Annotated in this window: 6 protein-coding genes and 2 pseudogenes; 3 read left to right on the top strand and 5 right to left on the bottom strand. The window is 58.9% G+C overall.

Features of this window, described 5'->3' with window-relative positions; genetic code table 11:
* The 3 genes and pseudogenes from IEV82_RS19980 to IEV82_RS19970 form a co-directional block, all read left to right on the top strand.
* Positions 1–690, top strand: a pseudogene (locus IEV82_RS19980) (IS5 family transposase); the annotation flags it as partial.
* A gap of 399 nt (positions 691–1,089) precedes the next feature.
* Positions 1,090–1,683, top strand: a complete 594-nt coding sequence (locus tag IEV82_RS19975; RefSeq protein ID WP_188483846.1) for a recombinase family protein — start codon at positions 1,090–1,092, stop codon at positions 1,681–1,683.
* Positions 1,680–2,159 carry a hypothetical protein gene (locus IEV82_RS19970; protein WP_229747933.1) on the top strand — a complete coding sequence of 160 codons (480 nt, stop codon included), beginning with the start codon at positions 1,680–1,682 and terminating at the stop codon, positions 2,157–2,159. Before IEV82_RS19975 ends, IEV82_RS19970 begins: the two co-directional genes overlap by 4 nt.
* A gap of 28 nt (positions 2,160–2,187) precedes the next feature.
* On the opposite strand, the gene IEV82_RS19965 is transcribed toward IEV82_RS19970, so the two are convergent.
* The 5 genes and pseudogenes from IEV82_RS19965 to icmH form a co-directional block, all read right to left on the bottom strand.
* Entirely contained in the window at positions 2,188–2,430 is a 243-nt protein-coding gene (locus tag IEV82_RS19965; RefSeq protein ID WP_188483845.1) for a helix-turn-helix domain-containing protein, read from the bottom strand.
* Between the two features lie 432 nt (positions 2,431–2,862).
* Positions 2,863–3,249 carry a recombinase family protein gene (locus IEV82_RS19960; protein ID WP_229747934.1) on the bottom strand — a complete coding sequence of 129 codons (387 nt, stop codon included), beginning with the start codon at positions 3,247–3,249 and terminating at the stop codon, positions 2,863–2,865.
* 197 nt (positions 3,250–3,446) lie between these two features.
* Positions 3,447–3,765, bottom strand: a pseudogene (locus IEV82_RS19955) (IS66 family transposase); the annotation flags it as partial.
* An 86-nt stretch (positions 3,766–3,851) separates the two neighbouring features.
* A complete protein-coding gene (locus tag IEV82_RS19950) occupies positions 3,852–7,271 on the bottom strand; it encodes an ImcF-related family protein (protein WP_188483844.1) in 3,420 nt (1,139 codons plus the stop codon).
* Complete coding sequence (icmH, locus tag IEV82_RS19945; protein WP_188483843.1) at positions 7,268–8,074, bottom strand: type IVB secretion system protein IcmH/DotU; 807 nt, start codon at positions 8,072–8,074, stop codon at positions 7,268–7,270. The genes IEV82_RS19950 and icmH overlap by 4 nt, the downstream gene beginning before the upstream one ends.
* Positions 8,075–8,140: the final 66 nt, after the last annotated feature.

Raw genomic sequence — 8,140 nt, 5'->3', positions numbered from 1 at the left:
GCCGGGGTGGTCGAGGCGCTGTTCAAGCAGTTCGACGGTTATCTGGCGCGGCAGGGTTACATCGCGGGCGGCGGGCAGATCCTGGACGCCTCCATCGTGCCGGTGCCGAAGAACCACAACACGCGCGAGGAAAACAAGGCGATCAAGAACGGCGAGGTGCCCGAGGGCTGGGCCGACAAGCCCGCCAGGCGGTCGCAGAAAGATACGGACGCCCGCTGGACGAAGAAGCACGGCAAGAGTCACTATGGCTACAAGAACCATGTGAATGTGGACCGCAAGCACAAGCTGGTCCGCCGTTACCACGTCAGCGACGCGGCCCTGCACGATAGCCAGGCGGTGGATCACCTGCTCATGCAAGGCAACACCGGCTCGGACGTCTGAGCCGATCCGGCCTATCGTTCCGAAGAGATGGAGGCCAAGCTGCGCGCCCGAGGGCTGAGAAGCCGCATCCATCGCAAGGGCAAGCGCGGCAAGCCGCTGACCGAACAGGGCAAGAGCAGCAACCGGACCAAATCCGCCGTGCGCGCGCGGGTCGAGCATGTCTTCGGCGCCCAGACCAACGACATGGGCGGGACGCTGGTGCGCACCGTCGGACTGATCCGCGCAAAGGCCAAGATCGGAATGAAGAACCTTGCCTACAACATGCGACGGCTGGCGCAACTGCGCCGCCTGAACCCTTACCCCGCGTGATCCGGGACGTGGACTTCAGGCCGACGGGGCCGAAGACCGCCATGACCAGGCGAAACGGGCCATGGCTATGCCGCCAAACATCCCCAAAAGCCACTTCCTGTCGGCTTCACGCCACAAAACTCGTGCAGATCAGCCGACGACAGTGAAAAATCGAGGTGCCCGACTGTCTCCAGAGGACTATCGCGGCCTGACGCCGTTAATCTATGCGCACATCACACCCTATGGCCGCTAGGATATCGATTTGGAGGCCCGGATCGATTACGAGCGTATCGCGGCTTGAGCGCTACTATGAGTATACCCGTAATGACGGCGCGCATAAACACCAGAACATGCGATTTGCGTGTTCACTTTGGGTCTGTTTCGAGATAGTGAACACATCATGTCAGGGGCACACCCAAAATGAACAGATCGAGCCCCAAAATCGGCTATGCCCGAACATCGACCGTCGATCAGAACCTCGATGCTCAAATTGAGGCGCTGACAGCCGCAGGATGTGGGATGGTGCGCCAAGAACAGCGCAGTGGCGCGACGCTTGAAGGCCGCCCTGAATTGAAAACCATCCTCGACTTTATTCACCCAGGCGAAACCCTGGTGGTGACGCGGATCGACCGGCTTGCCCGCTCAATGCAGGATCTTCAGATCATCGTTGCGCGGCTGAAAGAAAAGGGCGCGCATCTGGCGGCCACCGAGCAGCCCGTGGATACCTCCACGGCGACGGGCAAAGCGTTCTTCGACATGCTTGGCGTCTTTGCGGAGTTTGAAACCAATCTCCGCCGCGAGCGGCAGGCTGAAGGGATCAAGGCCGCGAAACGCAAAGGGGTCTATCGCGGTCGCCCACCCAAGATCGACATGGCCACCATTCAGGCCAAGCTTGGTGCAGGCTTCTCCCCAACGGAAATTGCCCGCGAAATGGGGATCTCGCGCGGTACTGTCTATAAAGCAAAGGCTGAAATGCTGACGGGCAATGATATCATAGAGGGGCGGACTGCATGAAAAAGCCTCCACGCAAGCGACAGCCTTCCGCACCCAAGGTGCCTATGCAAACACGGGCCAAGGTCCCACCACCACGCAACCTGACCCCAGAGCTTTGCGACCGGCTGCGCTGGGACATGATGAAGGCATGCCTCACCGTGGCCGAAACACACGGGCTGACTGTCGAAGGGGGCGATCTCGCGGATATCAACCTGCGCCACAGCTTCGAGATCAGCTTCCGCGTCGGCATCCCGCAAGAGAACGGCGAGATCTACTCACCAGAGAAGGCCCTGTTCGAGGTGCTCGCGCCTCATTTCGGCTTGGAGCCCGCGGATCACGGCCGCACCTTCCGATCGAAGGATGAACTCTTCCGCATCGTCGCCATCAATCCAAACAGGCCAAAATATCCGATCAGCGCAGAGCGCGTCTCCGATGGCCGAGGCTTCAAGTTCCCCGCCGAAAACGTTGTCATGTACCTGCAGCGTTCAGGCGTATAGCTTGTACGCCTTTTGTCCCACCAAACGATCAAATATGCACGCTCGGGCCTGTTACGCCTGAAAGCGCCGCATCGAAGCCCCGGAGGTCGCGGTCGCTAACACGTATTGTCAGCACACGGGTCCGGCTGTCATTAGCCGAGCGCGTCACCCGACCATGGTTCCGAGCGTTGTAGATGGTCTTCCGGGAAACCGAGAACCGGACCGCCAGTTCGCGCTCGGGCACACCCTTTGCGCGCTGCTGGGCGATCTGTCGGCGCTCCTGATCGGTCAATCGGCGGCTGCTCGGCATGTGAAGTATACGTTCCTATTTCTTGCCAACTTCGTACAAGCCCGCCGACTCCCAGCACAAGCGGAGTCGGACATAAGGGTTTGTACTCAATGTAGAAAATCGGTCTTTGGGGCCGATTTCACGTCTTCTGTCAAATGCATCACGTATCGTGCGCAATGTATCGTGTCACGCGTCTTCCGCATCACGCATCACGTCCTTTGCAGGATGTCTTGCGCGGTCTGCATCGCGTCTTCGGGCCAATGGCAAATGTCAGATGGTTCGCGGATCGCGTCCTTTGCACCATGTCGCGTGCAGCCCGCCCGTCTTTCCGCGTTCCGGGGGCTGCCGTCGCCTTTACCATTCACTAGAGCGGCTGTGGCGCTGGTAGTAGGTGTACCAAGGGGTAGAATCCAGTAGGGGGCAAGATGATCCCTGCTAAAGATTTTCCCTTTGCCGTTTCATGATTTCGAGCACGGTGTTTTTTGAGATGCCGAGGTCTCTGGCGATCCATCGGTATGACCTTCCCTCTTCGATTGCCTGAAGCACTTTTGGGGCAAGCTTGTCAGACTTCGGGCGCTGTCCCAGCTGTTGGCCAAGCTTTTTGCCGCGCGCCCGTGCGGCGGCAAGGCCGGATTTCACGCGCTCGCTGAGAAGGTCACGCTCGAATTGCGCGATCCCGGCCAGCATCCGACCGTGAGGTGTGTCGAGCTCGAAGGTCATGCCGTTCATGGCCACGACCGAGACTTTCCAGCCCGCGAGGCGATTGAGGGTATCGAGCAGGTCCTGAGTGAACCGCCCCCACCGGGAAAGCTCGCTGACCAGAATGGCGTCTATCTGCCGGGCCTGCGCGAGATCGAGGATCTGATTGCGGGGGCGCGATTGGCTGAGGCTCCGGAGGCTGTTGCCTTGAACAAACCGACCACGTCATAGCCGCCGCGTTCTGCAAATGCGGTCAGTTCCGCGACCTGCCGCTCACAGGACTGGTAGGATTGGCGTTTTTCAAGATAGGTCTGCATGGCTCAGAGATGGTACTTGCGCGCAATTTCCAAGGCTTCGGCCTGTTCGATGCCGATGTATTCCTTGGGACTTTCGATGCTGGCATGACCGAGCAACACCAGCTTGGTATATAGATCGAGCAAGTATGCATAGGGGTTGACGTCGTTCAGGCGACATGTGCCGATCAGGCTTGCAAACCTTGCCCAAGAACCGGCCCCCTCCTCGTGACCGGCAAAACAATGTGTTGCGCCGCGTCATGGCGGGGACTCTGATGGCATTCTCGACCAGATTGGAATCCATGTCGACATGGCCATCATCGAGGAACAACCGGAAGCCGTCCTGATAACGAGATCCGAATAAAATGTCCTTCCAGGACACGCCCGTGCTGAGCTCCATCACGCAAGGCACCTACGACATTGCAGATCGGTTCACTCTACATCCGCGCCACCGGTCGAAGAAAAAAGGCGCTCGGGGATCGAGATCTCTGAAAAGAAGCCGGGTGCAAACGGTGTGAACCGAACCTGCGCGTCGAATTGCAACGTCACGTTTCCAACATCCCCGGCAAAGGAGGCTTCTGCCAGACCCAGTGACGGGTTCAAAGAGGCCGATCCGTCCTGAACCAGTCTGAACCAGGACCAGGGGCCCTTGTATGTTTGGTCGAACACGGCTCGAGAACGGGCGAAAAACCGCAAATTCAGATCACTGTTCTGCAGCCCCGCCACCGGCCAGGCCTGCTTGTCCCAGAATACGGGGCCATGCCGAAACTGATGCAAGGTGACCCCTGAAGAAACGATCAGTTGGCTCAGGGTATTCGACATGAAACCTGTGCGTACCGAGAATTCGAGATAGGGTTTGTCGTCACTGAACATGGAGGCGCTGATCTGGTTGAACCGCGAGAATGCCGCCTTCGCGTCCTGCGTGAGATCCGCATTGCCTGTCAGCAGGAAGGTCGATTGTGGAAGGAACACCCCATCATCCGTCTTGAACCGTGACAGATAGGTTGCCTCAAAGCTCGCGAGCTTGCCTTGCGCTGCAAACAGATCGGTAAATTCCGTCAACGGGAAATCCGCATCGCTATAGGCATCAAAGGGGAAAGCCATCGTCAGGGACGCCCCATGGGGCACAAGGATCTGACGCTGCCATTGACCGTCGATGAATTCGTAGACGAATTGCATGGCGCTGTTGTCAAGCGTGGTGGCAATGCTGCGCCCGAAATTGCGGATGATTTCCAGCTCCGAGCGGGTGACAAACGCGTTGAGCACTGCGAGCGGGTTGACGCTTTCGGCATTCTGGAAACGCTCGAAGAGAAATTGCCCTGCCCCATTGGCGGCACTGCCGGCCTCTTCCAACCACAGCGTGACATCACGAGCATAGGTGAGGAAAAGATCGAACTGGCTTTTCTGCTCACCTTCGCTGCGCAGCGCATCAAGATAAGGACGGAACGCCGTTCGGATGTTGAACGCCGCCGCGGCCTCGACACTGGCTGATGCAGGGGCAAGAACCGGGGTGGCGTCCACCGGTTCGGGAGCATCTGTGGCAGCGGGCGCCGGAGCATCAAGATAAACACGTATGTCCGTATTGTCCGAAAGGGCACGGACAAGACGGTCGATCGGATTTTCGGATGGGTTGGTCAGCGCCTGCATGAGAACTTGCGCATCTCCCCAGCTTTCCGCGTCCCGCAGCCGCAAGGCTGATATGAAGGCACTCCAGCTGGAAATGTAATCGGCCGTATAGCTTTGTGCTACGCGGCGCAGAATGGCGTTTTCCGTGGCAGTATCGAGTGCCCCGATCACTTCTTCATAGCGGCTCAACAGCTCCGACAGTTCCGGGATGTTGCCGTTTTCAAACAGCGCATCCAACCCGGCCCGGGTATAGCCACGCGGCACGAGATATATCTGGGGGTCCTCGATGGGCACAAAAACCTCAAAGAAGCGCGGTCCGATCAATTGCCTCAAATCGACCCGCTCGGCATAGGCGCTGCGGCGCATCAGAGACGCGTACAGCAGCTCTGCCGTATCCAAGCCTGCAAGGGTCTTGGCGACGACGGCCCGCAGGCTGTCATTGCGTTGCTCTGGCGGTCGATTGAGCGCAAAAAGATCCTCAAGCGTGGCGCGCAACTGCTTCTGGAATTCCCCCGACACCTCACCCTGTTCAGCCAGGCCGCTGGTGAAATACTCCATGAGCTCTTCTTGGTAGCGCTGCTGATCGGTATGGAACTGCGCTTCCACGGAAGCCAGACGGATCAGTTGAACACCGTCGGCAAGGTCATTGAATACAAAGGTTTCCTTTTCGATGAAATCAACCAGCGTGGTCTGCAGCCCTTGCGTGAGTTCCTCGTCATACAGGCGTTCATATGTCTCCTGCATCGACCATCTGGGCAGGAACGGCCGGTAATGTTGGACATTCAGCACCTCATATGCACCAAGGCTGGTGCGGATGGGTTGGAGCATGAGAACACGCTCCACGAGAAAATCACCATCCGTCGTGATGCTGCCCACCTTGGAATAGAATGCATCAAAGGCTGCATTGACATCTGCATTGACGCGCTCGTAGCTGCGATGGTTTTCCCAGACCGCCAGACCAAACATTCCAACAAGACCCGACAACAGCACGGACCAGAACGTGCTGCTCAGCTTCGCCTGAACCGCATAGCGCCGGTTTGGCTCGGCAATGAAGCTCTCCCGGTGATAGGCCGTGGCCAGAAGACCTGCATTTTCAGTCGTCACACTGTCCGGAGCAGCCTCCTGGAGGGCCAGGATCGGGGTGCCATTGAAAAACCGTTGCCCCGAGACCTGGCTGAGCGGATCAACCGCAGGCATACCGGAACGCGCTCCGACAAAGACGATGCTTTGCAGGTTCAGCGGCATCCGCCGTGGCGGCAAGGGCTGCGCCAAACCGGTCATGCGATCGTTCAACTGCGCCTTGAGCAAGGCAAGCTGCAAGGGCGCATTGAGCAGGGATGCACAGAAATCAGGTGAAAGCTGTTTTTGCAAAGCAGAGAACTGGGTCGCTGTCAGGCTTTTGGTCATATCCTGGAACAACCGGTCCACCTGCGCCGTCAGGTTTGGTTCCTCCGGAGACAGGAACCCGCCGAAGATGACACCAGCGCCCAGATGATCGGTCAGGATGGCCGCGCGAGCCAGATCCGGCAGATGTTCGAGCCCGACCAGAGCCACATGCACAGGCACATCAATGCCGAACTGGTCCGTCGCCACATTCAATATACGGTTGATATTGGACGCATTGCCGGTCTCGGTCGCCGCCGTCTGCATCAAGCCCGCAAGCTCGTATTCCACGAATGCCCCGTTGACGGCGAGGCTTGGTCGGTTCCGCATCAGATGCCGCAGCACCATGTTCAGCAGATCAAAGGAGAGATCCGTCCCCGGCGCGACCTCGATCCGATACGCCACCGCGGTTGGAGAGGTCCAGGTGGTGAAGGTCAGGCCCTTGTGGACCAGCGCGTCACCGAACCCGACATACCCCAGTTCGGCCATCACGGTCGATCGCGTCTCTTTCTCCATGGCGAGGAAAAAATACCACGGCACCCCCATCGGGTTGCGATCGATGATGCGCGCACGGCTCCGGGCCTGGCGATACTGTCTGGCGGCAGCCAGCCGCAACGCCCGCAGTTCGACCGCCACCGGATCATGGACCCAGATGCGCTTGCGGTAGAGAAACACAACAAGTGCCCCGATCAGCGACAGCAGCAGCACCGCGCCAAGCCACACAAGATACGGCAAGGAGAACACCACACCGCTGAAAAAACGCGCCGCCAGGTAGGCAAGCTGCGCCAGCATGACAGCTGCGAAGATCGCAATCGCGGATTTCAGCCAGGTACCGGGTTTCATGGTCGGGGCCGGGCAACAAGAGACCCGTTTTCGCTGCTGAAGATGAAATCGACCGCGCCCTCGGTCTCAGCCAGGGCGCGGCGCTCTTGAAAGGTGGTATAGATATGATGTTCCATTTGGCTGCGGGCTGCCCAGACCCCCACGGACATCACGGCAATGGCGGTGGCGGCGGCAACCAGTTTGCGCATTGTCGAGATCCGGCGCCTGGGCGCCTTCGTGTCCCGGATCATCCGACCCACGGGTTTGACGTCTGCGGAGTGCGACACGAGGCTGAGAGCGGTTTCGATGCGATGGATCAATCGGTCGCGCTCGTTCTCGGTCCCGCGCGTGTATTTCCCGCGATAGCCAAGCTTCAGGAACAGATAGAGGATTTCCAGGAATTCGCGCAGCGCCTTGGGCTGCATCAAGGCCCGTTCGGCAATGTTGTAGAAACGGTCTCCCCCATCACGAAACCCGAACAGATCGGCAACCAGGGTGCGGTTTTCCCAGCCTCTTTCCCGGCTCCACGGGCTCAGCATGACAAATTCATCCAGCGTGATGGCAAACAGCAGACACAGGTTCTCTGCAACCGAAGACGGGTAGTCGAGATTGACGACCCGGTATTTCAGATCGATGATCGCGCGCGACAATTCCATTCGGGTCGTGTTGAGCTCTGCGCCCGGTGTCAGGCGGCTCATCACTCCACAGACCGCGAGCAGATCGGCAGAGACGTTGATCAGCGTGTTGTCAGACCCCGTATAATGTCGCAACGCCCGGTCCAGGTTCTGCAGATCCGTGGCAGAGACCGGCGAAAGCCGGCTCATACCCGCCGGTGCAGGCTGCCCGGACCCACCTTCCGGCGTGTCACTGGGCTTGGGTCTGTCTGTGGA

The sequence above is a fragment of the Marivita lacus genome, from assembly GCF_014637725.1.
GTDB lineage: Bacteria > Pseudomonadota > Alphaproteobacteria > Rhodobacterales > Rhodobacteraceae > Marivita > Marivita lacus.
Note: the sequence above shows the minus strand (reverse complement) of the source record. Positions and strands in the feature narration are given on the sequence as shown.

Bases quoted from the DNA above. Each gene is read 5' to 3' on its own strand.
- IEV82_RS19970 (WP_229747933.1), top strand. From the start codon at position 1,680: ATGAAAAAGCCTCCACGCAAGCGACAGCCTTCCGCACCCAAGGTGCCT.
- icmH (WP_188483843.1), bottom strand. From the start codon at position 8,074: ATGAGCCGGCTTTCGCCGGTCTCTGCCACGGATCTGCAGAACCTGGAC.
- IEV82_RS19975 (WP_188483846.1), top strand. From the start codon at position 1,090: ATGAACAGATCGAGCCCCAAAATCGGCTATGCCCGAACATCGACCGTC.
- IEV82_RS19950 (WP_188483844.1), bottom strand. From the start codon at position 7,271: ATGAAACCCGGTACCTGGCTGAAATCCGCGATTGCGATCTTCGCAGCT.